A 1,370-nucleotide genomic window follows, 5' to 3' on the forward strand; every position below is an offset into this window, starting at 1 on the left:
GGGCGCGGCAGGCGAGCAATCCGCGCATCGAGTTCGTGCAGGCGGATGCCACCGAGCTGCCGTTCGGCGACGACGAGTTCGACGCCGTCACGATCTCGTTCGGCCTGCGCAACATCGTGCAGCCGAAGAAGGCGCTCGCCGAGTTCTTCCGCGTGACGAAGCCCGGTGGCCGGCTCGTCATCTGCGAGTTCTCGACACCGCCGGCCGCTGCCGTGCGCGCGGCCTACTACGGCTATCTGCGGCTCGGCATGCCGCTCGTCGCGCGCCTCGCGTCGTCGAACGCCCCCGCCTACGAGTACCTGATGGACTCCATCCGCGCATGGCCCAGCCAGCCCACCCTCGCCGGGTGGTTGCGCGAGGCCGGCTACGAGCGCGTGGCCTATCGCAATCTCACCGCCGGGATCGTCGCACTGCACCGTGGGTTCGTTCCCCTCGGCAAGCAGGGCCCGCTCGCGACCGCCGCCGACGCAGGGAAGACTTCGTGACGTCATCCGTTCTCACGAGCCAGTTCGGGCTCACCGAGAAGCTGACCGCCTCTCCCGCCGAGCGGGCGCTCGTCAAGAAGCTCGACGCGGGGCTCGAGCGGGTCGAGGCCGGGCTCAAGCACGAGCTGCGCTTCGCCGACCAGGTCGCCGACGTGACGGCGACCTACCTGCTCGGTGCCGGCGGCAAGCGCGTGCGCCCGGTGCTGACGCTGCTGGCCGCCGAGCTCGGCGGCGGCGCGAACGACGAGGTGATCACGGCGGCCCAGGTCGTCGAGATCACTCACCTGGCCTCGCTCTACCACGACGATGTCATGGACGACGCACCCCTGCGCCGCGGCGTTCCCACCGCTCAGCTCGTCTGGGGCAACTCGGTGGCGGTGCTCACCGGCGACCTGCTGTTCGCCCGCGCGAGCCAGCTGATCGCCGACCTCGGCGAGCGGGCGATCCGCCTGCAGGCCGACACCTTCGAGCGCCTGTGCATGGGCCAGCTGCACGAGACGCTCGGCCCGCAGCCCGGCGAGGATCCCGTGGCCCACTACCTCAAGGTGCTCGCCGACAAGACGGGTTCGCTGATCGCCGCGGCCGCGCAGTTCGGCGTGGCGTTCTCGGGCGCGCCCGCCGAGTACGAGCCGGCCGTGCTCGAGTTCGGCGAGAAGATCGGTGTCGCCTTCCAGCTCGTCGACGACGTCATCGACCTCTCGGCCACCGACACCGACACCGGCAAGCAGGCGGGCACCGACCTGCGCGCGGGTGTCGTGACGATGCCGCTGCTCAAGCTGCGCGCGAGCGCCGGGGCGGATGCCTCGGCAGCGGCGCTTCTCGCCTACCTCGAGTCCGACGTCATCGGCGCCCCCGAGGGTGTCGACGTGAGTGCGGGCATCGAGC

Annotated in this window: 2 protein-coding genes; both read left to right on the forward strand. The window is 71.2% G+C overall.

The annotated features are described in order from the left end of the window. The coding region (locus ACM2XV_RS15315) for a class I SAM-dependent methyltransferase (RefSeq protein ID WP_487027571.1) at window positions 1-485 on the forward strand (485 nt) is incomplete at its 5' end. Beyond that, the coding region (locus tag ACM2XV_RS15320; RefSeq protein WP_487027572.1) for a polyprenyl synthetase family protein at window positions 482-1,370 on the forward strand (889 nt) is incomplete at its 3' end. The genes ACM2XV_RS15315 and ACM2XV_RS15320, both read left to right, overlap by 4 nt.

The organism is Gryllotalpicola sp. CP2-P1, from assembly GCF_057512245.1.